14 protein-coding genes and 1 tRNA gene are annotated in these 25147 nt (G+C 40.4%); 6 read left to right on the forward strand and 9 right to left on the reverse strand.

What is annotated here, in order from left to right:
* The first annotated feature begins 114 nt into the window (after window positions 1-114).
* From metF to K1T76_RS08685, 5 genes are all read left to right on the forward strand, one after another.
* Window positions 115-951 carry a methylenetetrahydrofolate reductase [NAD(P)H] gene (metF, locus tag K1T76_RS08665; protein WP_004972760.1) on the forward strand — a complete coding sequence of 279 codons (837 nt, stop codon included), beginning with the start codon at window positions 115-117 and terminating at the stop codon, window positions 949-951.
* A gap of 41 nt (window positions 952-992) precedes the next feature.
* Window positions 993-1709, forward strand: a complete 717-nt coding sequence (locus K1T76_RS08670) for a 16S rRNA (uracil(1498)-N(3))-methyltransferase (protein ID WP_019836555.1) — start codon at window positions 993-995, stop codon at window positions 1707-1709.
* A 185-nt stretch (window positions 1710-1894) separates the two neighbouring features.
* Entirely contained in the window at window positions 1895-4765 is a 2871-nt protein-coding gene (locus K1T76_RS08675) for a bifunctional diguanylate cyclase/phosphodiesterase (RefSeq protein WP_230245144.1), read from the forward strand.
* 144 nt (window positions 4766-4909) lie between these two features.
* On the forward strand, window positions 4910-7189 hold the full coding sequence (locus tag K1T76_RS08680; RefSeq protein ID WP_230245145.1) for an NADP-dependent malic enzyme: 2280 nt from the start codon (window positions 4910-4912) through the stop codon (window positions 7187-7189).
* 90 nt (window positions 7190-7279) lie between these two features.
* Entirely contained in the window at window positions 7280-8515 is a 1236-nt protein-coding gene (locus tag K1T76_RS08685; RefSeq protein WP_230245146.1) for a multifunctional CCA addition/repair protein, read from the forward strand.
* A gap of 188 nt (window positions 8516-8703) precedes the next feature.
* Here K1T76_RS08685 and epmA read toward each other — a convergent pair whose 3' ends face one another.
* From epmA to K1T76_RS08730, 9 genes are all read right to left on the reverse strand, one after another.
* Window positions 8704-9684 carry an EF-P lysine aminoacylase EpmA gene (epmA, locus tag K1T76_RS08690; RefSeq protein ID WP_230245147.1) on the reverse strand — a complete coding sequence of 327 codons (981 nt, stop codon included), beginning with the start codon at window positions 9682-9684 and terminating at the stop codon, window positions 8704-8706.
* Complete coding sequence (locus K1T76_RS08695; protein ID WP_230245148.1) at window positions 9681-10748, reverse strand: 4-phosphoerythronate dehydrogenase; 1068 nt, start codon at window positions 10746-10748, stop codon at window positions 9681-9683. The genes epmA and K1T76_RS08695 overlap by 4 nt, the downstream gene beginning before the upstream one ends.
* Before the next feature lie 205 nt (window positions 10749-10953).
* Window positions 10954-14790 (reverse strand): phosphoribosylformylglycinamidine synthase, encoded by a 3837-nt coding sequence (purL, locus tag K1T76_RS08700; RefSeq protein ID WP_230245149.1) that lies wholly within the window; start codon window positions 14788-14790, stop codon window positions 10954-10956.
* A gap of 409 nt (window positions 14791-15199) precedes the next feature.
* Complete coding sequence (locus K1T76_RS08705) at window positions 15200-16318, reverse strand: ABC transporter permease (protein WP_019836549.1); 1119 nt, start codon at window positions 16316-16318, stop codon at window positions 15200-15202.
* Window positions 16302-17444, reverse strand: coding sequence for an ABC transporter permease (locus K1T76_RS08710; protein ID WP_070152395.1), 1143 nt, complete (start codon window positions 17442-17444; stop codon window positions 16302-16304). The genes K1T76_RS08705 and K1T76_RS08710 overlap by 17 nt, the downstream gene beginning before the upstream one ends.
* Window positions 17444-18607: a biotin/lipoyl-binding protein gene (locus K1T76_RS08715; RefSeq protein WP_230245150.1), complete on the reverse strand. Its 1164-nt coding sequence runs from the start codon at window positions 18605-18607 to the stop codon at window positions 17444-17446. The genes K1T76_RS08710 and K1T76_RS08715 overlap by 1 nt, the downstream gene beginning before the upstream one ends.
* A gap of 55 nt (window positions 18608-18662) precedes the next feature.
* Complete coding sequence (locus K1T76_RS08720; RefSeq protein ID WP_230245151.1) at window positions 18663-20120, reverse strand: TolC family protein; 1458 nt, start codon at window positions 20118-20120, stop codon at window positions 18663-18665.
* 768 nt (window positions 20121-20888) lie between these two features.
* A tRNA-Ser gene (locus K1T76_RS08725) sits at window positions 20889-20978 on the reverse strand.
* A gap of 129 nt (window positions 20979-21107) precedes the next feature.
* Window positions 21108-23141, reverse strand: a complete 2034-nt coding sequence (locus tag K1T76_RS08730; protein WP_230245152.1) for an NADPH-dependent 2,4-dienoyl-CoA reductase — start codon at window positions 23139-23141, stop codon at window positions 21108-21110.
* 647 nt (window positions 23142-23788) lie between these two features.
* On the opposite strand from K1T76_RS08730, the gene argG reads away from it, so the two are divergent.
* The gene (gene argG, locus K1T76_RS08735) at window positions 23789-25132 is read left to right on the forward strand and encodes an argininosuccinate synthase (protein WP_230245153.1); all 1344 of its coding nucleotides are present in this window, start codon (window positions 23789-23791) and stop codon (window positions 25130-25132) included.
* The last annotated feature ends 15 nt before the right edge of the window (window positions 25133-25147 follow it).

Consider the following 25147-nt stretch of genomic DNA (forward strand, 5'->3'; position numbering starts at 1 on the left):
CGAGGGTAAGTCCTCTCCTGAGCAAGTTTAAAGCACTGCTTTTAAACCCAGCGCAAGAGAGGATTTAGGAGAGGTGAAAAAATATAAATAAGTATTTATAACAAGGATTTAATTATGACCAAACAAGTTCCTATTTCATTTGAATTTTTCCCATCTAAAACCGATGTAGGTGCAGAAAAACTCAAAGTTGTGCATCAAGAATTACAACTTTTAAATCCAGAGTTTTTTTCTATCACTTATGGTGCAGGTGGTTCTACTCGTGAACGTACTTTATCGACCATTAGCGACTTCAATGGCAAAGGCACACCTGTAGCGCCGCACCTGTCTTGTATTGGTGATGACAAAGCGCGTATTGCTGAATTGCTTGATATTTATAAAGCACAAGGCATTGACCGCATTGTGGCTTTGCGTGGTGATTTACCTTCAGGTCAAGTTGGTTTAGGCGAATTGCCGTATGCGTCTGACTTGGTGCGTTTTATTCGTGAACATTCAGGTGATCATTTTCACATTGAAGTTGCGGCTTATCCTGAAATGCATCCACAAGCAGACCACTTTGATCAAGACATTAAAAACTTTGTCACCAAAGTAAATGCTGGTGCCAATGCTGCCATCACCCAGTTCTTTTTTAATCCAGATGCGTACTTTTACTTTGTAGAACGTATTCAAAAGCAAGGTGTGAATATTCCTGTTGCGCCTGGCATTATGCCGATTACCAATGCCAGCAATTTAATTCGCTTTGCAGATGGTACAGGTGCAGAAATTCCACGCTGGATTCGTAAGCAATTAGCAACCTATGGTGATGACACAGCTTCAATCAAAGCCTTTGGTCATGAAGTGATTATTAAACTGTGCGAACGCCTGATTGCAGGTGGTGCACCAAGTTTGCATTTTTACACCATGAACAACACCGAACCGACTCGTCAATTAGTGACAGATCTTGGTTTGGCTTAAGCTGTATTTTTCATATTTATTGACTTGAACGAGTAATCCCTATGCCCCGTTTTTATATTGAGGCTGAATTAGCAGTAGATACACAAGTTGAACTGACTGAAACAGTATTTCATCACTGGGTGAAAGTACTACGCGCACAAGTCGGTGAAACCGCCACCTTGTTCAATGGGCAAGGTGGTGAATATGAAGTGGAACTGGTTGAAGTTACCAAAAAAACAGCGCTAGTGCAGATTAAAAGTTTTAATCCAGACAATCGCATCCCAAGCTTTAGCGCCTTATTAGGACAAGTAATGAGCAAAGGCGATCGTATGGATTATGCGATTCAAAAAGCGGTAGAGCTTGGCGTAACTAACATTCAGTTGCTCACCTCTGAACGCTGTGAAATGCGCTTAAAATATGACCGTGATCAAAAGAAAATAGATCATTGGCAAGGCATTACCATTGCAGCCTGCGAACAGTGTGGCATGAATATCGTCCCGAAAATTTTAGCCCCACTACGGTTAGAGGACTGGCTCAATAGCGACCTTCCTGCTACCAAATTAGTGTTAGCACCAAATAAAGATCAAGTCGATGTGTTAAACAACGCCAGCAAAGATTTGGCTTTATTAATTGGGCCTGAAGGTGGTTTAAGCGAGGCTGAAATTAGCGCTGCAAATGCTGTTGGCTTTCAAAACTGGTGTATTGGTTCTCGGATATTACGCACTGAAACCGCACCCGTGGTTGCTTTAGCAATCTTAAATTATCGCTTAGCTGAGTAATTTATCCACTTTTGCAGAAATCGATAGCCAATAACATTGCAATTTATAAAGCACAGGATTACTCTCGAAGAAGATCTTAAAAATTTTGCACAAAATTTAAACACAAACCGCAATAGTTTATGCATCAACGTAATGTTATTTAAAAATATAAATGATGGAATCATTTAACTAGATTTTGGGGAAGTATGTCAGACGCTCAAGATGAATTGTTGCAGCAATACTTAGATGCTGCGCAAATCACCAATACCATTCGGCTTATTCGATTCTTTTTGGTCAGCATCCTGATTGTTTGTCTGTATGTGTTTTTTATTTATCAAATTTCTTTCTCACAATCATCACCCTACCTCAATATCTGGTTTATTCTCACTGAACTGACCATTGGTTCGTGTTTACTGCTCACTGCGATTCACTTTAAAACGGGGCAATATCAACTCCAACATGCAGATCGCTGGTTAAAATTGGTATGTTTCTTAATTGGAACTGCAATCGCAGTTGGGGTAACTTTGCTGTATTACTTTTTACCCCATCAAAACCCTGAACTGAACATCCATGAAGCCATTATTCTAGCTGCCTTATTAATTATTGTGAGTCAAACCTTTGCCCTCACCTTTTTAACACAACGCTTGAGTTATTTTTGTTGGGTATTCATTCCAGTCATTACGCCCTATATTGCCGCGCAGTTTTTAATTCGCTCTGAAACTTCTGCTTTCTTTTTTCTGGCAACAAATTTTGCATTAATCACCTTACTCATTTGTGCCAATACTTCAATGCATATGCATCGTCGGTTATCGAGCGTCAATTTTAAAAACGACCAATTAAAAAAAGCCGCAGAGCAACAAGTTGACTGGACAGATCAACTCCGCCAACAATTGCAAGTGGAAATGAACAAATCTAAAGATATTGAATTACAACTGCAATTTAACAATCAAATGCTGGAACAAAAAATTAGAGAACGTACCTTTGACTTAGAACAAACCCATCTAGACTTAATCAATCAACAACATAGTTTAATTTTGGCACATGAAGCCGCAGGTATTAAAGCGTGGGACTGGAATATCCGAGAAAGAAGCATTGTCTTTGGCACTGGCTCACAGCAAACTCGTTTAAAAAATTCCAAAAAGCATCGGAATAAATTACAGCAATTAATTCACCGTGATGATATTGCACACCTTCATCAAACCATGAAAGAGCATTTACGTGGTCAGACAGAACGCTATCAAGCCACTTATCGCATTCAACATAATTCAGGTCAATGGTATTGGGTGCAAGATATTGGGCGGGTAATTGAGCGTGATCCTGTCACCAATAAACCTTTACGCATGGTCGGGGTTCGCCGTGACATTCACCAAGAACGAATTGCACAAGAACGCTTAAAACTCACTGCTAGCGTACTTGAACAAGCGGCTGAAGGTATTTTTATTTTAGATGAAAACCTGCGCTATATTGAAAGCAATCCATTTTATGCACAAATGAGTGGATTTCAACGTGACCATATTATAGGTAAATATCTGTTTGATCTAGTCAAATCCAACAAAGCAAATCCACGCATGACACAAGAGGAAATTGTTCAACAATTACTCAACAAGGGTGAATATCATACTGAAAAGAGTATAAAATTCCGCTCAGGAAAAGAATTAGAAGTTCGTTTGCATATCAATGCAGTCAAAGATGAGCAAAACCGTATTATTAATTATATTGGAATTGTGTCTGATTTAACCGAACATAAACTACAAGAACAGCGTTTATCCTATTTAGAAAATTATGATGCGCTGACCAATCTCCCCAATCGTTTTTATTATAATTATCAACTACATCAATATCTTATTTCACAGCAAGATTCATTGCAGCAATTGGCGGTCATTCGACTCAATATTGACCGTTTCAGACCTTTAAACGAATATTTAAGCAATAATGGTGGCGATGAATTACTCCGCCAAGTGGCGCAGCGTTTACGTATCACCAATGCCGAAGCGCTGTTTGTTGCACACTTAAATGGCGATGATTTTGCAATTGTTTATGAAATTTCTCATATTCGCCCTTCAATCGAAGAGCACTGTGAACGTATCACCAAAGCCTTTAATTTGCCGTTTAATGTACAGGGACAAGAACACATTATTACCCTGTCGATGGGGGTTTCCCTCTATCCTGAACATGGACGCCAGTTGGATTATCTAAATAATTGTGCTGAACAAGCCTTGTCTGAGGCTAAGCGTTTAGGTGGCAATACAATTAAATATTACACTTTAGACAACACCAAACTGCTAGAGCAAGACGTGCATTTAGAGCGCGACTTACGCCAAGCCATTAAAAATGATGAATTAATTGTATATTATCAACCTAAAATTGATTTCCATAACTATCAAGTGGTTGGGTTTGAGGCATTGTTACGTTGGCAGCATCCGAGCAAAGGCATTATTCCACCCAACCTATTTATTCCTATTGCAGAACAAACCAGTTTAATTTCCGATATTGGTCGAGTTGTGATTCAACAAACAGCCAAACAAATTCGTGAATGGAACCTGTTAGGTTTTGATCATATTCAAGTATCAGTCAATGTGGTTGCACAACAACTGCAACGTGGTCAATTACTTCAAGATTTAGATGATGCGCTTAACACCTATCAAATTTCAGGTGCAAGCTTAGAATTAGAAATTACAGAATCCTCTTTGGTGGAAAATTGTACGACCGTGAAGTCCTTATTAGATGAAATTAAACAACGTGATATTCATATCGCCTTAGATGATTTTGGTACAGGCTATTCTTCACTTTCTTACTTAACTGACTTCCCAATTGACAGTTTAAAAATAGACCGTAGTTTTATTTCTAAAATTGGAAATACCAAACAAGAAGCCATTGTTAATGCAATCATTGCTATGGGCAAAACCATGGGCATGACTGTAGTGGCTGAAGGAATTGAAACTGAACAACAACTCCAGTATTTGCAGAATTTAAAGTGTGATATTGCACAGGGTTATTTATTCTCTAGGCCTTTGCCTGAAAGTGAAGCGACTCAATTTCTAAAAGCAAATTTAGTATCTGCGCTTATCGCTCCTTAACCTGAAACTAGACCTAAAAGCTCCAAGTTTGTTCTAAAAATAAACAGTGACGACTGTGCTAAGAGGGCAAGTAATGGTATATTTCCATAAGATTCATAAAAATTCACCAGCATCGCTGGCCAACTTGTCACATAAGAGATTCAGATGGACGATCAATCATTAAAACAGCAGGCACTTTACTATCACGAATTTCCAACACCAGGAAAAATCAGCGTTACTCCAAGTAAGCAGCTGGTCAATCAACGTGACTTAGCGCTTGCTTACTCACCAGGTGTCGCAGCACCATGTTTAGAGATTGAACGTGACCCTTCAAAAGCTGCACTTTATACCGCTCGCGGTAACTTGGTTGCTGTCGTGAGTAACGGTACAGCAGTATTGGGTTTAGGTAATATCGGTCCTTTGGCGTCTAAACCTGTGATGGAAGGTAAAGGCGTACTCTTTAAAAAGTTTGCTGGTGTCGATGTTTTTGATATCGAAATTGCTGAAAATGATCCAGATAAAATTGTTGATATTGTGGCAGCATTAGAACCAACTTTTGGTGGTATTAACCTTGAAGACATCAAGGCACCAGAATGTTTCTACATTGAGCAAAAACTTCGTGAACGTATGAACATTCCAGTGTTCCACGATGACCAACACGGTACCTCAATCATTGTCGGTTCAGCCCTACTCAATGCTTTGTTGCTCAATGGCAAGAAAATTGAAGAAATCAAAATTGTAGCTTCAGGTGCAGGTGCCGCCGCACTATCTTGTTTAGACCTATTATGTGCGTTGGGCGCGAAAAAAGAAAATATCATTGTTGCAGACTCGCGTGGTCTAATCACCACCAAACGTGAAGGTTTGGATGACTCGAAAAAACGCTATATGCAAGACATTGAAGGAACGCAACTTGCTGATGTAATTAGCGGTGCGGATATGTTCCTTGGTCTTTCTGCAGCGGGTATCTTGACTAAAGCTATGGTTAAAGAAATGGCTGAAAATCCAATTATCTTTGCTTTGGCTAACCCCGACCCAGAAATCCTACCTGAACATGCGCACGAAGTACGTCCAGACGTAATTATGGCGACAGGTCGTTCAGACTACCCGAACCAAGTCAACAACGCACTTTGCTTCCCATATATTTTCCGTGGTGCATTAGACGTTGGCGCAACAACTATCAACGAAGAAATGAAAATTGCTTGCGTACACGCAATTGCACGTATGGCACACATTGAAGCAGATGCCTCAACTTATGGTGAAAAATCTGCATCTTTCGGCCGTGATTATTTAATTCCACGACCTCTTGATCAGCGATTAATTCTTGAAATTGCACCTGCAGTTGCTCAAGCCGCTATGGATTCAGGTGTTGCAAGTCGTCCAATTCAAGACTTCTCTGCATATCGTCAACGTTTGTCTGAGTTTGTATATAACTCGGCATTGATGATGAAGCCTATTTTTGCTCAAGCAAAAACTGATCCTAAGCGTATTGCTTATGCAGAAGGCGAAGACCTACGCGTACTTCGCGCAGTACAAATTGCAGTAGATGAAGGCTTGGCAAAACCAATCCTTATCGGCCGTACTGCTGTGATTGAAGCAAACATTAAAAAGCTAGGTTTACGTCTTGAACATGGCGTGAATATAGAAATTGTAGATCAGGAAAACAACCCAAACTACGAAAAATTTGCAGATGATTACTACACTATCATGCAGCGTAAAGGTGTGACACCTGAATACGCGCAGCGTGAAGCACGTCGTCGTTCTACCCTCATTGCAGCAATGCTAGTGAAGCATGGTTTAGCCGATGGTATGTTATGTGGTACTTATTCAAGCTACGATATTCACCTTGATTTCGTAAAAAATGTGATTGGTCTAAAAGAAGGTCGTACTAACTTCTTTACCCTTAATGCATTGATGCTTGAAGATCGCAATTTGTTCATTGCCGATACCTATGTCAATACCAACCCAACTGCTGAACAGTTGGCTGAAATGACACTTTTAGCGGCTGAAGAAGTACGCCGTTTTGGTATGACACCACGCGTTGCTCTACTTTCTCACTCAAGTTTTGGTTCTGACCAACAAGACTCTAGCGCACAAAAAATGCGTAAAGTCTTTGAAATCTTGAGTGAGATTGCACCTGAGCTTGAAGTTGAAGGTGAAATGCACGGTGATGCAGCATTAGACGAAAATATCCGTCATTTTGCTTTCCCGAACTCACGCTTCAAAGGTTCTGCAAACTTGTTGATTATGCCGAACTTAGATGCTGCCAATATTTCATTTAACTTGTTGAAATCGACTTCAGGTAACAATGTTACGATTGGCCCTATCTTGTTAGGTGCAGCAAAACCTGTACATATTTTGACTCCGACTGCAACGACACGTCGTGTTGTGAATATGACTGCCCTCACTGTTGCTGAAATTCAACAAACAGCACAAGTTAAAGCATAAACCTATATTTCTGAGTGACTGACTCAGAATTATATACTTGAGAAAACCTCTATTCTGTAGCATGATTGCTTGAAGAATAGAGGTTTTTTCATGCAAGTTTATTTAGTAGGCGGTGCAGTTCGAGATCACTTACTCGGGCATCCCTATCACGAAAAAGATTATGTTGTGGTTGGCGCAACGCCCGAACAACTTTTGGCTCAAGGCTTTCAACCTGTGGGCAAAGACTTCCCTGTTTTTCTTCATCCTGAAACCAAAGATGAATATGCACTTGCTCGCACTGAGTGCAAATCTGGACACGGTTATCACGGTTTTGAATTTCATACCGACCCAAGCGTGACCTTAGAAGAAGATTTAATCCGTCGTGATTTAACCATAAATGCCATGGCGATGGATAAGGATGGTAATGTCTACGATCCTTACGGTGGGCAGCAAGATTTGTGCAATAAAGTACTGCGCCATGTATCCAATGCATTTGTAGAAGACCCGTTACGAGTGCTGCGTATTGCCCGTTTTGCCGCACGTTATCACGCTCTAGGCTTTATGATTGCCCCTGAAACCTTGTTATTAATGCAAGAGTTGGCAGAGTCTGGCGAATTAGATGCGCTGACGCCTGAGCGCGTATGGAAAGAAACTTCGCGTGCCCTAATGGAAGCGCATGCCGATGTGTATTTTGAAACATTACGTGCCTGTGGTGCTTTAAAAGTTTTGTTTCCAGAATTAGATGCTTTATTCGGTATTCCACAGCGCCCTGAATATCACCCTGAAATAGACTGTGGTGTACACACCATGATGTCACTTCAACAAGCCTGTCGTGCCAATTACTCACTCGATGTACGCTTTGCTGTGTTATTGCATGATTTGGGTAAGGCCTTGACCCCTGCCGATGAATTGCCAAGACACATTATGCATGAAGAACGTGGGATTAGACCTGTAACGGAAGTATGTGAACGCCTGCGCGTACCGAACACTACCAAACAACTGGCACTGGCTGTATGTAAAGAGCATTTAAAATGCCACCAAGCTTTGAGCTTAAAACCTGGCACATTATGGCGTTTATTACAACGATTGGATGTCTTGCGTCGTCCTGAGCGTGTAGAAGCCTTCGTACAAGCCTGTGAATGTGACTCTCGTGGGCGTTTAGGTTTGGAAGATCGTGACTATCCACAAGCGAGCTATATATTAGAAGCGATTCAAGTGGTACGAAGCATTAAAGCGCAAGACTTACCTGCTGATGTCCAAGGACCCGATATTGGTGAAATGCTGATTGAACGGCGTATCAAAGCGATTGAACAATTGAAGGCACGTCACGTGGCTGCTACTGCTTAGGCTATTTTAGTCTATGCAACGTCATTACATGCGTTCTTTTATCAATCCTCTTTAGCCTATTTAAAGCTAGCCTAAAGTTTTACTCAAAAAGCCGCAATCTTCTCAAAAATATGAAGTTACGGCTTTTTTAGTGCTTGAGGTTTTCGACAAAATACATTGCGAATTGAGAAACTACTGAATTTTAACTATTAGGCAATCTGTGCAGGAAAGCTAATCACTCGCTCTAAACGCATCTGCTCAGTTACAACCATCAACAAGCGATCTATTCCTAAGGCAATCCCTGAACATTCAGGCATATGCGGTAATGCAGCCAATAAATATTCATCAATGGGCATCACATGCAAACCAAGTCGTACGCGTTCTGCATTATCGGCTTCAAAACGGGAACGCAGCACCGCAGCATCAAGCAATTCATCATAGGCATTGGCAAGCTCTAAACCTTCGATATATAGCTCAAAACGGGCTGCGACCAATTCCCCATCATCATCTGTTCTGGTTTTAGCCAAAGATGCTAATTCAGGTGGAAAATCGGTTAAAAATACAGGAGCATCAAAGCCCAAACTTGGTTCTACAAAATGTGAAAACAATAGGTCGATGTAGCCTAGACGGTCATCACCCAAATCCAGATGCAAACCCACACGATGACAGCAGTCTTTCAATTGTTGCAGACTTGCCTGTAAAGGATTTAAATCCAAACGATCCATAAATGCGTGTTTATAACTCAACAATGTTGGACGTACTTCGCCAAAGCGTTGTTTTAACGTCAGATTAAGTAAATCTGTCACCTCAAACATAAGCTCTTTCAGGCTAAATTGGGGACGATACCATTCCAACATGGTAAATTCGCTGTTGTGTTTACGTCCATGCTCATCATCACGAAAGACTTTGCAAATTTGATAAATAGCACCACTACCACTGGCCAATAAACGCTTCATGGCAAATTCTGGTGAGGTCTGTAAATAGTGCGTATGCAATTTTCCCTGCACGTGGCGCTGCGCTTGCACTGAAGCCAAATGCACATCAGTCACCCCTGCCTGTGACAAGATTGGCGTTTCAACTTCAAGTACCTCACGTTCCGCAAAAAACTGGCGTATTTGTGCATACAATTGTGCACGTGCGCGCATGCTTTTTAAGTCGCAAGTGGGTTGATGTTGGAGATTTGAACTCATGCTTGCGGGCCTCCGTGTGCTGCCCATTCACGACGCAGAGGATAGGTTTTTCTTAAATGATCAAAAGCCTGCTGCTCAACTTTGCCCGCTTTGACACAGGCACGTAAATTGGCATCATCCTGTGCAATATCATAAATTTGACTTAAATGTGCATGCAGACTATTTTTCAAATCTTGGGTTTTGAAATATTGCGCGCAGCTTGGCAATTGAGTTTCAAATTGTTTTGTGGCATCTAAACCAAAATTTTCACAAAAAGCCTGATAAATCATTTGTGTGCCGCGTGCCTTGCCTTCTAGGCTATACCCTGCAATATGCGGGGTTGCCAAAGCAAGCAAATCTAATAATTCTGCAGAGATTTCAGGTTCATATTCAAAAACATCTAATACCACTAAACGCTGAGTATGTTGAATATCCTGCATTAAAGCCGCTTCTTCTACCACTGGCCCACGCGCTGAATTAATCAATATGGCTTGAGGTTTCAGACATGCCAAACGCGCTGCATTGATTAAATGATAGGTAGGATGCTCGCCAGTTTCAGTTAATGGCACATGAATAGAAACCGCATCTGCCTGTTGTAATAGTGCATCTAAGTCGCATTGCTGCACATTGGGCAACTGCACAAATGGATCGTATGCGATGACATTCCAACCTAATAATTGTGCCATTTTGACCAAGCGTGAGCCGACATTGCCCAGTCCAATAATGCCAAGTTTAAAGTTTTGATTGGCATGTAGTAATTCAGGCTCGAGATGAAGCAATGCGGTAATCACATACTCACTCACCGCCTGCGCATTACAACCTGCCGCATTTGACCATGCAATGCCCTGCTGCTCGATGGCTGGGATATCAAGGTGGTCTGTGCCAATGGTCGCGCTGCCAATAAATTGAAGCGCGGTCTGTTGAATCAATGCTGCATTCACTTGGGTGACGGAACGAACTATCAGCGCATCAGCATCTTGCACATCTTGATGCGTTAGACGGCGTCCAGCCTTGTGCTCTATTTCTGCCAAATCTGCAAAGAAATAATCGGTATATGCCAGATTTTCATCTGCAATGATTTTCATAACGCCATCCCATGTGTATTTGCCTGTTTATGATAGCTTGTGTTGTCTAGGATGACTATGCTAGTTGGCATGGATGCAGAATTGTTAGACAGCAATCCAACGTTTTTTGAGAGAAGCATACAGGTTTATATAAGCTTGTAAGTTGGCATAAAAAAAATCAGCCACCTTCGGGTGGCTGACTGCTAAAGATTAAGCGAGTGGAAGCTTAACCAATAAATCTACGCGCATTGCGGAACATACGTAACCATGCACCATCTTCAGTCCATTCTTCAGGTTTCCAAGAATGTTGAAGCGCACGGAAATTACGTTCAGGGTGCGGCATCATAATTGTTGCACGACCATCTTTTGAAGTCACACCTGAAATACCCTCTGGCGAACCATTCGGGTTCATTGGATAATGCTGGGTCGCATTTCCGTGGCTATCGACATAACGTAAAATCACTTGGTTACCTGCGTTTAAGGCTGCCAAATTAGCTTCAGGTGCTACGACACGACCTTCGCCATGCGCCACTGCGATTGGTAAAATCGAGCCTTCCATATCTTCCAATAATACAGAATTCGATTTTTCAACGCGTACATTAACGCTACGCGCTTCAAACACTTCTGAGGTATTACGATGGAAACGTGGCCACGCTTCTGAACCTGGAATGAGTGGTGCTAATTGTGACAACATTTGACAACCGTTACAGATACCAAGTGAGAATGTTTCTTGACGGTTAAAGAATTTCTCAAACTGGTCACGTAATTTCGGGTTAAACAAGACTGACTTTGCCCAGCCACCGCCCGCACCCAAGACGTCACCGTAAGAGAAACCACCACACGCCACTAAGCCTTCAAAGTCGTCTAAATCGACATGTCCTGCAAGCAAGTCACTCATGTGCACGTCAATAGTGTTAAAGCCGACTTTGTCAAATGCTGCCGCCATTTCTACATGACCGTTTACACCTTGTTCACGTAAAATCACCATATTAGGACGACGTGTGTTGATGTACGGCGCTTCAACTGGCTCATTTAAGTCGAATGTCGGTTGAGCAATCAAGCCTTTGTGGTTCTTATCTGTAATCAAGGCAAATTCTTGATCAGCAGTTTCTGAGTTGTCACGTAAACGCTGGATTTGGTGTGATACTTCACTCCAAGCCGTTTGCAAGTCAGCACGTTCAAGCACCAAGTCATTTACAGCAAGTTGGTCTGTGTTATTGACTGTACCGACTACCGAAATTGCATCTTTCAAGGTAGATGCAGCAACTTCAGTAGCTAAGTCAGCCCAATCTGCTTTAGAAATTTGTAGTACTGCACCAATTTCTTCCGCAAACAATGCCGCAACAGATTGATCTTCTAACGCCACACCTAAGCGTGAAGCGAACATCATTTCAGCTACAGTTGCTAATAAACCACCATCGCCAATGTCGTGATAAGCTTGAATCAAGCCGCGGTTATTCCAGTCTTGTATCAAAGCAAAGAATGCTTTGAATTCGTCAAAGTTATCGACATCTGGTGTCACTGAACCAATGGCTTTATACACTTGCGCCAACATCGAACCGCCTAAACGGAACTGACCTTTAGACAAGTCGATACGCACCAATACTGAATCGGTATTTTTTAGTTCAGGGGTTAGCGTTTTGCGCACATCGGTCACTGGTGCAAATGCAGTAATTATACCTGACATTGGTGAAGTTACAGATTTATCAACACCTTCGTCATTCCACGTCGTACGCATAGACAATGAGTCTTTACCTACAGGAATTGCAATTCCTAGCGCAGGACACATTTCCATACCAATCGCTTTAACACCTTCAAACAAGGCTTGGTCTTCACCTTTTTGACCTGCTGCTGCCATCCAGTTTGCAGACAATTTAATGTCGCTAATCTGGTCAATTTTGGCTGACATGATATTGGAAATAGATTCCGCCACTGCCAAACGCGCAGATGCTGCAGGATTCAATAAGGCTACAGGTGGACGTTCACCCATCGCCATTGCCTCACCTGTAAAGCCTTGTAAGCTGGTGGTGGTCACTGCTGCATCTGCAACAGGCACTTGCCATGGGCCAACCATCTGATCACGTGCAACCATACCTGTAATTGAACGGTCACCAATGGTAATGAGGAATGATTTAGAAGCAACGGTTGGATTCTTGATAACACGGTAAATCGCATCTTTCAGATCAGTAACTTGAGCTGCATCAAAATCATCACCTTGACGCTCAATGCTTTCATAAGAACGGCTCATGCGTGGCGTACCACCTAACAAGACCTGCATTGGCATATCTACAGCTTTGTTATTGAACAGTGGATCTTCAACCGTTAAATGACGCGCTTCTGTCGCTTCACCCAATACTGCAAACGGACAACGCTCACGCGCACAGATTGATTCAAATAATTCTAAAGAACTTGGACGGATGGCCAATACATAACGCTCTTGCGCTTCGTTTGACCAAATTTCCATTGGTGACATGCCTGGTTCTAAAGATGGAATCTTACGCAAATCAAGTACAGCACCTAATTCGTGATCATTCACCAACTCAGGCATTGCGTTCGAAATACCACCTGCACCCACGTCATGCACTGATACGATTGGGTTAGCATCTTCCAAACGCCAGCATGTATCAATCACTTCTTGGCAACGGCGTTCCATTTCTGGGTTTTCACGTTGTACTGAAGCGAAGTCAAGATTTTCACCCATGGTTCCGCTATCTACAGAAGATGCAGCGCCACCGCCTAAACCGATCAACATCGCAGGGCCGCCTAAAACGATTAATAAATCGCCTGGCTGAATTGGGTCTTTTTCGACATGGTCTGGACGAATGTTGCCGTAACCACCTGCAATCATGATTGGTTTATGGAAGCCTTTTACTTCACCATTCACGTTTTGCTCGAAAGTACGGAAGTAACCATTTAACGCAGGACGACCAAATTCGTTGTTAAACGCTGCACCGCCCAATGGGCCTTCAATCATAATTTGTAATGGCGATGCCATACGTGAAGGCTTGCCATAATTTTCTTCCCAAGGCTGTTCAAAACCAGGAATATTTAAATTCGATACTGTAAAGCCTGTTAAACCTGCTTTTGGTTTACCACCACGACCTGTCGCGCCTTCATCACGGATTTCACCACCCGAACCTGTCGCAGCACCTGCAAATGGTGCAATTGCAGTTGGATGGTTGTGCGTTTCCACTTTCATTAGAATGTGGGCAGCTTGGCTCTTATATTTATAAACGTAGTGACCTGTTGCAGCATCTTTTTTCGGATAGAAACGCTGCGTGTCAAAACCAACTATCACCGAAGCGTTGTCTTTATAAGCCGACAATACATCTGTTGGTGATTCTTTATAAGTGTTTTTGATCATTTGGAACAGTGACAATGGCTGTACTTCGCCATCAATTGTCCATTCTGAACCAAAGATTTTGTGACGGCAGTGTTCAGAATTGGCTTGCGCAAACATCATCAATTCGATGTCATGCGGATTACGGCCTAACTTGATAAATGCTTCGGTTAAATAATCAATTTCTTCGTCAGACAAGGCAAAACCAAACTCGCTGTTGGCTTTTACCAATGCTGCTTTACCTTCACCCAAAATATCAATGCTATTTAAAGGTTTTGGTTCAGTTTCAACAAATAACGCTGCAGCATCATCAATGTGATTAAACACACTTTCAGTCATGCGGTCATGCAATACTTGTTTTACTTCGTTTGAAACGTCTGCAATACCCTTTAAGGTAAACAAAACACCGCGTTCTAAGCGGTGTACAGGCGTATTACAGTTGGCAAAAATATCGGTTGCTTTTGATGACCAAGGAGAAATTGTGCCCACACGTGGTGTCACTAAAATTTGAACTTCATCACTTGCAGCTTGGCGTAATTCAAAAGATGCACCATCATTTAAAAGCTGTAAAGCAGATTGCTGTTGTTGCTCGTCGAGCGCTTGGTCAAATAAATAAATCCATTGGCTATCGAAAGATTGAACAGAACTCATTGACGCTAAACGGTTTAAGAGTTGAGTTTTCTTAAAAGATGAATGTGCAGGTGCACCGGCAACGATAAACATGCTGATTTTGGCTCCACGGGCTGATCTTTTGGACCATGCCACAATGTGACTTGAAGAGAGCGCATATTCTACTGCGAAATGCCATAATCAGCTAGATGAAAAATAGTTTTCTTGGCGCGTTTCGGCAGTAAAACTTCTGAATGTTATTTTTATCACAAAATTTAAGCCGACTACCTAAAACATAGATTTGTCGCCCTATATCAAACTTGAATCAAATAATTGATTCAAACTACTCAAAGCGCCTTTAGTAATCCTAATTTGAAAAGGCTTTGTTGCATAAAAATTAAGCGTATGATTTTATTATATTTATTTATAGATTAAAATTTATACAGAAATTTTAAAATTAGTCAGTTGCAAAATGTTTGTGCAACAAAGTCCATCAGAAGATATCCTCACAAAGAAAAACTTATTATATTTTCTTTGCGAAACTCAACTCATTCTTAGACCTACGAATTCGCCAAACCCCTAAAAACAAGAAAATACTACCAGATGCTAATAAATAAATTAATTTAGGCAATACAACTGAAGTTTTAACGCCCATTTGATTTAGTTGTATAAACAGTTGAATAGCTTGAGTTGAAGGAAATATATTGGCAATGTATTGCATCCAAAGCGGCATAGCTGCGTGTGGCCAAGCCGCTCCTGATAGCATAAACAATGGAATTGAAGTAAAAACTAAAACTTGTCCTGCACGTTCAGGCATATCAAAATAACTGGCAATTAAAAAACTCAAGCCAATTACACTACCAATATAAATAGGAACAGCTAATAACATTCCCTCAAAATTACCTCCACGAGGATAATCATAAAGCCAAAAAGTAAAACCGAATAAGTAAAAGCACCCTAAACACCCTATACTTAAAATAGCAGTGAATATTCCAAATACTTCAGTTTTGCTCGGTTTCCAGCCTCGTTCCTTATAAGTTGCTATAAGCATACTTAAACCCAAAAGAATGGTTTGATGAATGATGAGAGGAGCAATTGCAGGAAAAATATAACTACCATAGCCTGAAGTTGTGTTAAATAATGGAATTTGATGGACAGATAGAACAGGAGAAAAATCTGAAATTTCTCTAAACCTTTCAGTTTGGGTCATTAGCACACTTTCAATTGACTGTGCCAAACCAAAACCTATTTGCTTGGTTTTTAGAAAGTTAGCAGTACTTAAATATAAACCAACTCCACCAACATCACCGCGCCGAATACTGTGTGATAAGTTATTTGGCAACAATAAAATACCATCTACCTGTTGTTGTTTAATCAAGCTTTCGGCTTCAGCAAAGTTTCCTGTGATGGTTTTAATTCTAACATTCGGACTTTTACCAACCTCACTTATAATTTGCTGAGTGAGAGGACTACGTTCTTCATCTACAATTACAATAGGTAAAAATTCAGCATGTTGTGATTTATATGCGGTAGGATAAAAGAAACTATATAAAAATACAGATAAAATCAGTGTTGTGAAAATCGCTGAATTTGCAAAAATATCTTTAAATGTTTTGGTATAATATTTAAAAAATAGTTTCATTTTTGCCCGCCTTAAGCCGATGTTTAAGCAGAAACAGCGCCAAAATAAAATACAACACCGCATATAGAATTAAAATAAAAAATGGCAGAACAGAAGTCGCAAGCGGACTACCCACAATCCACTGCTGCGTTTGCAATTTTGCATAAGGTGTATACGGAATAATATTGGCCCAAATTTTTGTAAATAATGGCGCATTATTTAAAGGTAAAGTCACACCTGCAAAACTTAGGGATGACCCACCATAAACAGCAATCAGACCAAAAGTTTTACTTAAGTTTTGAGTGGCTAAAACCATTGCACTGCTTATAAATGCATAGGCACAATACAATAAAAATTGTGCAAAAATAATCACCCACAACTGCCCTACAACAAACCACCCTCGTACTTCAATCAGCCAGAACATCCATACCCAAGTCCAGAAACTAAAAATAAAGACATAAGTTAAATTTTTTGTTATTAAAGCACGCCATGCAGACCCTCCCATTACCCAGGTAGCTGTGGTTTTAAATTTAAGCTCTTGTCCAACAGAAAATGCAACACAACAGCAAAGTAATAAATGCAAAATTGCTGGGATCATATAAGGCTCTAAATAGAGCTCATAATTCAAGTCTGGATTATATAAAGGTGAAATTTTTACGGTAGCTGTCGGTAATTCCAGCTCAGGTAAATGGCGAACTAAGTAGTGGTGTCTCATATAGTCTTGAATTCCCTCGAGACTACTCACAAACATAGCTGAAGAGATACTATTACCAACACTAAAATAGCTTTGATTAAAAAAAATACCAATTTGCGCATCTTCAGCGTGAACCAAACGTTCTTCTGCACCAGCAGGGATAACTACATAGCCCCATATTTTATTCTGGTTTAACTTTCGTTCTGCATCACTTAGATTTTGAGTAACAAGCTCAATATGCAACGTAGATTGATGGGTAAGATATTTTTTAATTTGACGACTGAGTTCGCTCCGATCTTGATCGACAACAGCAATTGGCAAATGTTCAGGTTTACCCTGATAAAACATGCTACTGAATAATAGTATAATTACCAACGGCGCAAGGGTGACTAAACTCAAATCCCATTTGTGATTAATTAAATATTCTAACTCTCGAAAAAAACCCGCAAACATTAGTGTGCCTTATTTAATTTAAAGAGCACACTCATACCTACTTTCAAATTAGGATTCGGCGTGGCAGGCACCAAATGCACTTTAAAACTTCGAATATCATAACCGCCCGTTTGACGAGTTGTTTTTATGGTAGCAAATTCACCTTCCGCATCAATATTTTTGATATTAAACAGCATATACTGATCAAGTGCAGGTATATAGCCTTGTAATTGTTTAAGCTGATAAATAGATGCATATTGATCTTCACGAACAGTCAAACTCACCCAAATATCATTTTGAATAATACTCACCACAGGTACTCCCATGGCGATTAGTTCAGAAACTTTGCCATAGGTTTTGGAAACAACCCCATCTACAGGTACATTCAATTGTGTTTCTGCTTCTAATGCATTTGCTTCTGCCACTGCCGCTTTTGCAATTTCTACCTGTGCATCTGCTGTGGATTTTTGTTCGGGGGTACTACCGCGTTTAGCACGTGCATACTGTTGGTAAGCTGCTTCAGTCATCTGAGATGCTGAAGTAGCAGCTGCTTGAATTTCATCACGGCGTTGTCTAGAAATCACCCCTTCGCGAAATAAATTTATACTCCGTTGTAAGGTCGTATTGGCTAATGCTTCCTGTGCTTTCAAGGCTTGCCAGTTCGCATACAAGCTGTCAATGTTTTCTTGCTGAGAACCGCGTGTAGCGGTAGATTGAAAAGCTAGTGCTGATTGAAGACTTGCCAAAGCCTGTTGTTTTTTGGCTGAAACTTCAGGGCTCCAAAGCCGAACTAATGGCTGATTTTGTTTAACGACCTGTCCTTCTTGTACATAAAGCTCTTCTATACGACTCGGAACTTTGGTGCTCACATATATTGTTTCCGCTTCCACACGCCCTTGAAGTTCAATTTGTTGAGGCTGATAACTTTTCCAAAGCCCAAAACCAATTAAACTGAGTATTAAAATCAGCAATAATGTCGCAAATATTTTTAACTTTCTAGATTTTGTCGAATCAGGCTTTAGGGCTTGCGCCTGATCTTGAGCAGTTTGTGAAGTGTCAACTGATTCACTCTCTAACAACTTATCATCATTTTCAATTTCATTATCCATTTGTTGGTGGATAGCAGTCTGCTGCTCTGATGCTGAATTTGCTGTTAAAGATTGATTCTCTGACAATTCAGACATTCTGTCTTCCTGATTCGAATTATTCTGATCTTGATTCACTGGAATTATCTCATCATCATGAATTAATATAATGTGTGTTAGGTTGGGTCAGATACTCTGAGAATTGATCAATCGAACCATGACTGTGTAATAAAGTAGCCAGTGACATTACATATTTGTACGCATTTAATGCCATTTCTGCTTTTAAACCACTTAACATATTCTGTGCGTCAATGACTTGATTGGCTGTGGCCATATCTTCTTTAAATGATAATTCTTGAATTCTTAAGTTTTCAACTGCAGCTTTTAAATTTTGCTGGAGCAAAATATCGCTTTGTTGAGCGGTAAGCATTTCACTATAAGATTTATATATGAGAGTTTCAATCTCTTGCTTGCTTCGCGCAGTCATCAACTCAGTCGCGTAACGCTGTAATTCTGCAGCTTGGATACTTTTTTTATGATCTACACCTGAAAATAAATTGTAGCGCGCAGCAACACCCACAATCCAGTGAGGGTTATCTTCTAGTCCATATTCGCCAAAAGCAAAAACATTAGGTTTGGTCGCAGCACTTTTAATTTTAACTTGAGCATTCGCCAGTTGAATGTCCTTTTGCATTTTACGAATCAATACTGATTGCTCTGGGTAGCTTTTTAATAATGCATTTAATGACGTAGATGGAGTCTTATTCACAAATAAAGGCGTGCTTAAATCCTTAATTTGACTACTTTGGAGTAGATTATTCAATTGGAATAGACTTGAACTATAATTTGCCTCGCTGTTTTGCAAACCACGTTCAGCATTGTTCTTAGCCACTTCAAACTGCATGCGTTGACCCTTGCTAATAAAACCCTGTTGTTCTAGTTTTAACGCATTTTGGTAATGTCCCTGTATAGCTTTTAAATTATACTGACTGGCTGCTAAAAGCTGTTGCTGTAATTGGCTATTGAAATAGACCTGTATTAACTCAAAACGCTGTAAATCTTGCTGTTGCTGATCATTTAATTGTTGGCGGTCCGCATTAATTTGCGCCACTTCTTTAGTTGAGCTGATGAAACCGCCTGTATAAAGCGGGATCATCATCGAAATGGTGGGTTGAACAACTTGATTATCTAAGTTGAGCTGATATGCATTCGGAATTAAGCCGACACCCTCTTGTATACTTTGACCGATTCCATCTTTTATGACAGCGGTATTCGAACTACCTCCTAACCATTGATCAACTTTTTGATTCACGTTATTGCTTAATGTCTGTTCTAAATTATTTTTTATTCCGCCGAGTGGTACTTCCAATTCTTGATGATAAGTATAAGCTCTTACATTTAAGTCCACACGAGGCAATCCCAAACCCTTTAACGCAGTGGCTTCTAATCGTGAAGCCTGTTGTAACGCCTGACTGGCTTGAGTACTATATGAATTATGAAGAATATATTGCTCTGCTTGTATGAAGCTCAAAGTTTGGGCACAAGTAGCAGGATTATATAAAATGGTAATAGCCAGTAATATAAATTTGGATTGCTCTTTAAAATGTTTCATATCCACTTTCACTGGCTCCATTGATTGTTGTATCTTATTGGTTTTGTCGCACAAAGATTTCATAACCATATGATTTTAAAAGTTTTGATTATTTTTTAACCCAAAATTAAATTTATTCAAATCAGATATTTCCATATTTATGCAACAAAACCCTATTAATTTAAAATTAAAAATAATCTATTATTTTGGGGATCAATTCAGCTTCTCATCGCTAAATAGAGATGAGCTATTATAATCTGCTTTATTTTTTTGTAAATTAGGAAAAGTATTAATCCCGTCAGTATTTAGTAAATGAGATATAGATGTATTCTCTTTAGGGATGTTTTTAAAAATCAAGGCCCTCATTTATTTGGCAATCTATAGTGAAAGAAGAAAATAAAACAGATAGGAAAACTCTTAGTATTCATTTTTACGTAATGTAATACTATTTATTCTTATAAAACTTAATAAAACCAATTGTCTTGAATATAGAAGACAATTGGTTAATATAATTTATTTCACACATTAACTTGTAAATCGCCCATATTCATCACGTTTTCGATGACTATTATTTCGTCGATCATCTTGTGAAGAGCGATTGCCGCGACTGTCTTCATCGTCATCGTCAATTTCTAGGACCAAGTTTCAGCTTATTTAACTATTTTCCTTAATCTTCCAAATACCACCAAAAGAAATCAATCCAATCCAAAATTTGATGAGGGGTAATTTGAGGGGCAAAACTACAGACAAAAATAAGCCCTTGTAAAAACAAGGGCTTATTTAGATATTTGGCGGAAGCGGTGAGATTCGAACTCACGGAGGACTCACACCCTCGTCGGTTTTCAAGACCGGTGCATTAAACCGCTCTGCCACGCTTCCATGTGGGCCATGATACGAAGCTTTTGATTTGATGACAAGTAAAAAATTCTTCGTTACCACTCAAGTGAATATTGTTTCACCAAATCAATGCTAAAGCTCATCAAAACAAGAGCATAGCTACCTCAATCTTTAAAGTTTAGCGGCTAACTCTGCCCCTTCACGAATCGCACGTTTTGCATCTAACTCTGCAGCAAGCTTTGCCCCACCAATAATATGATAATTAGCCAAAGTATTTTCATCTGCCGCAGGCATTAAATCTTTAACTGATTCTTGCCCAGCACAGACTACAATGCTATCTACACGTAACAATTGGTCTTGACCTGCCATTTCAATCCATAAGCCTTCATTGGTAATTGCTTTATATTGCACACCACGTAGCATACGCACGGCATGTTTTTTTAACTGTGCGCGGTGTACCCACCCTGAAGTTTTACCCAAACCAGCACCAAAAGCCGTCGTTTTACGTTGCAATAAATAGATTTCACGGATTGGAGGATGTACTTCTGGAGCACACATGCCGCCTTCAGTCACATAATTAGGATTTGGATCAACTCCCCATTCACGCTGCCATTCAGCCAAAGGCTGAGGTTGTGGCTGATGTTCAGGTTTCAGTAAAAACTCCGACACATCGAAACCGATTCCGCCTGCACCAATCACAGCAACTTTTTGTCCAACAGGTGCGCCACGTAATACTTCTGCATAAGACAATACTTGCGGTGCATCGCTACCTTCAATTTTTAAAGCACGTGGTACAACACCTGTTGCAATCACCACTTCATCAAAACCTTCACGTTCGAGTTGCTCGCGGTTGACTTTGGTATTTAAACGTAAATCGACCCCAGTTTTTTCAATTTGCACTTTAAAGTAGCGGATGGTTTCATGAAATTCTTCTTTGCCCGGCACCACTTTAGCCAAATTGAATTGTCCACCCACTTCATTGCTGGCTTCAAATAAAGTCACCTGATGCCCACGACTCGCAGCAACTGTGGCTGCAGACATTCCCGCAACACCACCGCCCACAACGGCAATACGCTTCGGTTGCTTGGTTTTCTCATAGACCAATTCAGTTTCGTAGGCTGCACGCGGATTGACTAAACAAGTCGCACGCTGATTTTTAAAGGTATGATCTAAACATGCTTGGTTACAGGCAATACACGTGTTGATTTCATTGACACGATTGGTTGCAGTTTTATTGACCCAGAATGCATCTGCCAATAATGGGCGTGCCATTTGAATCATATCGGCTTTACCCGCTGCCAAAATTTCTTCTGCAGTATCTGGCATATTAATACGATTGGATGCAATTACAGGAATTTCAACGTGTTTCTTTACTTCCGCGGTATAATCAGCAAAAGCTGCACGTGGCACAGAAGTCACAATGGTCGGAATACGAGCTTCATGCCAGCCAATTCCAGTATTGAGTAAGTTCACACCCGCTTGCTCTAAGGCTTTTGCAACGGTAATCACTTCCTGCATAGTGTTGCCATCGTGGACTAAATCCAACATTGACAAACGGAAGCAAATAATAAATTTTTCTCCTACTTCAGCACGAATAGCTTTCACCACCTCCAAAGCAAAACGCATACGATTTTCAATTGCACCGCCCCATTGGTCTTCACGCTGATTCACATGACGGCTTAAAAACTGGTTCAGCAAATAGCCTTCCGAACCCATAATTTCGACACCATCGTAACCTGCCATTTTGGCTAGACTGGCTGTTTTCGCATAATCTTCAATGGTATTTAAAATTTGTCTTTCACTCATTTTACGAGGTTTAAATGGTGAAATTGGAGATTTAATCGGGCTTGCAGACACCACAAATGGCTGATAACCGTAGCGTCCTGAATGCAGAATTTGCATTAAAATTTTCGCGCCATGCTTATGAACTGCATGTGTCACCAGTCGATGCGGTGCAACATCGCCCAATGTATTCATGGTACCACCCGCAGGCAATAACCAACCTTGACGGTTAGGTGAAATACCGCCCGTAATAATCAAACCCACGCCACCTTTAGCACGTTCTCCAAAATAGGCAGCCAGTTTTGGATAGTTATAAAAACGATCTTCCAATCCTGTGTGCATTGAACCCATCACGACACGGTTTTTAATGGTCGTAAATCCTAAATGTAATGGTTTTAGAATATTTGCATAGCGAGTTGTCATGATGAATCCTTATATAATGAGCTTTGCAACTTGTTGCATGAATAATACTTTAACCGATTTTTATAAACTGTTTATGACTCTAAAGTTCGACTGCGTGGCACAATCGTCAATTTATAGGGTCTGTTGATATTTCATTAATGGTTTGTGCTGTAGGCTAAAACTGAGCAGATCAGGAATGAAACGCAGGGAATAGCGAGACTATTGCCAAGTTTCATAACGCAATCTGAGAAAGTTTTAGCCACAGCCTTTCAGGACAAGCATATTTTTTGCTGCTATTGCGTTATGAGTCAGTCATTTAGAGTTACTAAATTTCCTGCCTCATGCCTTATATCAGCTAAAAAATATGCGTCGTCGCAAACATAGACGAAGTGTCAACAGACCCTAACTATTCTTGATCTAAATTTGATACAAAAACGCCAAAAAATAAAAGTGATTTTATTTTGCACCATCCAAATTGCGGTTTTTGTTTTTCAATTTCTACACCAAGTTTGCCATTTCTAAATGAAAATTTAAGCCTGAACCTGATTTTTTTATCAAATGTGCTTTTTTAACGAAAACAAGCATTTTAAAGAGTGCTATAATTTGCAGTTTAGAATTCTCCTTGGCCACCAAAATGTGGTGCATATTTTAAAAACTTAGGACTAGCAATGACTGATAATGCAACTATCTTGCAGAATGTACCAGTAGGCAAAAAAGTCGGTATCGCCTTTTCTGGTGGTCTAGATACTTCAGCTGCTTTATTGTGGATGAAGCAAAAAGGCGCTGAACCGTATGCGTATACCGCAAACTTGGGGCAGCCAGATGAAGATGACTATGATGCCATTCCAAAGAAAGCAGAAGAATATGGTGCGGTAAAAGCACGCTTGGTTGACTGCCGTTTACAGTTGGCTTTGGAAGGTATTGCTGCCATTCAATGTGGTGCATTCCATATCAACACAGGTGGTATGCCTTACTTTAACACCACCCCGCTTGGTCGTGCAGTAACAGGTACGATGCTCGTGACTGCCATGAAAGAAGATGACGTCAACATTTGGGGTGATGGTTCAACTTATAAGGGTAACGATATTGAGCGTTTCTATCGTTATGGTTTATTGACCAATCCTGCGCTTAAAATTTATAAGCCATGGTTAGACCAAACCTTTATTGATGAGTTGGGCGGTCGTGCGGAAATGTCACAATTCCTCATCGACAATGGTTTTGACTATAAAATGTCAAAAGAAAAAGCGTATTCAACTGACTCAAACATGCTCGGTGCAACACACGAAGCGAAAGACCTTGAGTACCTAAATGCTGGCATCAAAATTGTTGACCCAATCATGGGCGTAGCATTCTGGAAAGATGACGTTGAAGTGAAAGCCGAAGAAGTGTCAGTAACCTTTGAAGAAGGTATGCCTGTTGCACTGAACGGTCAGCGTATTGAAAACCCTGTTGAGTTGATTCTTGAAGCGAACCGTATTGGTGGTCGTCATGGTTTGGGAATGTCTGACCAAATCGAAAACCGTATTATTGAAGCGAAATCTCGCGGTATTTACGAAGCACCGGGCATGGCATTATTACACATTGCTTATGAGCGTTTAGTTACGGGTATTCATAACGAAGATACGATTGAACAATACCGCATTAACGGTTTACGTTTAGGCCGTTTATTGTATCAAGGTCGTTGGTTCGATTCTCAAGCATTAATGCTTCGTGAAACTGCACAGCGTTGGGTTGCGAAAGCGATTACAGGTACTGTGACTTTAGAGTTACGTCGTGGTAATGACTATACCATTATGAACACTGAATCTCCGAACCTCACTTATGAAGCTGAGCGTTTAACCATGGAGAAAGGTGATTCAATGTTTACGCCAATGGATCGTATTGGTCAGTTAACGATGCGTAACCTAGACATTACCGATACACGCGCTAAATTAGGTCTTTATACCAATTCTGGCTTATTGTCGATTGGTTCAGGTTCTGCAGTGCCTCAATTGAAAGACAAAAACAAATAATCACTTGCTGATCAT

This window comes from Acinetobacter sp. PW68 (assembly GCF_020982655.1).
GTDB lineage: Bacteria > Pseudomonadota > Gammaproteobacteria > Pseudomonadales > Moraxellaceae > Acinetobacter > Acinetobacter towneri_A.

Bases quoted from the DNA above. Each gene is read 5' to 3' on its own strand.
- K1T76_RS08680 (WP_230245145.1), top strand. From the start codon at position 4,910: ATGGACGATCAATCATTAAAACAGCAGGCACTTTACTATCACGAATTT.
- K1T76_RS08695 (WP_230245148.1), bottom strand. From the start codon at position 10,748: ATGAAAATCATTGCAGATGAAAATCTGGCATATACCGATTATTTCTTT.
- K1T76_RS08730 (WP_230245152.1), bottom strand. From the start codon at position 23,141: ATGACAACTCGCTATGCAAATATTCTAAAACCATTACATTTAGGATTT.
- K1T76_RS08705 (WP_019836549.1), bottom strand. From the start codon at position 16,318: ATGAAACTATTTTTTAAATATTATACCAAAACATTTAAAGATATTTTT.
- K1T76_RS08720 (WP_230245151.1), bottom strand. From the start codon at position 20,120: ATGAAACATTTTAAAGAGCAATCCAAATTTATATTACTGGCTATTACC.
- purL (WP_230245149.1), bottom strand. From the start codon at position 14,790: ATGTTTATCGTTGCCGGTGCACCTGCACATTCATCTTTTAAGAAAACT.
- K1T76_RS08675 (WP_230245144.1), top strand. From the start codon at position 1,895: ATGTCAGACGCTCAAGATGAATTGTTGCAGCAATACTTAGATGCTGCG.
- K1T76_RS08685 (WP_230245146.1), top strand. From the start codon at position 7,280: ATGCAAGTTTATTTAGTAGGCGGTGCAGTTCGAGATCACTTACTCGGG.
- K1T76_RS08710 (WP_070152395.1), bottom strand. From the start codon at position 17,444: ATGTTTGCGGGTTTTTTTCGAGAGTTAGAATATTTAATTAATCACAAA.
- K1T76_RS08715 (WP_230245150.1), bottom strand. From the start codon at position 18,607: ATGTCTGAATTGTCAGAGAATCAATCTTTAACAGCAAATTCAGCATCA.
- metF (WP_004972760.1), top strand. From the start codon at position 115: ATGACCAAACAAGTTCCTATTTCATTTGAATTTTTCCCATCTAAAACC.
- argG (WP_230245153.1), top strand. From the start codon at position 23,789: ATGACTGATAATGCAACTATCTTGCAGAATGTACCAGTAGGCAAAAAA.
- epmA (WP_230245147.1), bottom strand. From the start codon at position 9,684: ATGAGTTCAAATCTCCAACATCAACCCACTTGCGACTTAAAAAGCATG.
- K1T76_RS08670 (WP_019836555.1), top strand. From the start codon at position 993: ATGCCCCGTTTTTATATTGAGGCTGAATTAGCAGTAGATACACAAGTT.